The sequence below is a fragment of the Massilia mucilaginosa genome, from assembly GCF_011682145.1.
In the GTDB taxonomy this organism is placed as follows: domain Bacteria; phylum Pseudomonadota; class Gammaproteobacteria; order Burkholderiales; family Burkholderiaceae_D; genus Telluria_A; species Telluria_A mucilaginosa.
This window is the reverse complement of record NZ_WHJH01000362.1, coordinates 1-284: the sequence shown is the minus strand read 5'-3', so window position 1 is coordinate 284 and position 284 is coordinate 1. Positions and strand designations below refer to the sequence as shown.

1 protein-coding gene is annotated in these 284 nt (G+C 65.1%); it reads left to right on the top strand.

Going from position 1 to position 284, the window contains the following annotated elements:
• The coding region (locus F2P45_RS35180; RefSeq protein ID WP_223164952.1) for a hypothetical protein at positions 1-284 on the top strand (284 nt) is incomplete at both ends.

Here is a 284-nt window from a genome sequence, read left to right as displayed (position 1 = left end):
GGCCGCGCGCGGCGTCAACGAGCACCAGATCGGCCAGGTGGTGGAGATGTTCCTCTCGGAAGACCACTTTTTGTCGCTGAACTTCCAGCCGGTCGCCTTTACCGGCGCGGGCGGCGGGCAGTTCGCGCACGACCCGATGGACCGGCTGACGATTCCGGGCGTGATCAAGGCAATCGAGGAGCAAACCAACGGCAAGCTGAAGGTGAGCGATTTTGCGCCCCTGCCCTGCTCCCACCCGCAGTGCGTCTCGCTCAGCTACCTGCTGCGCATGAACGACGGCAGCC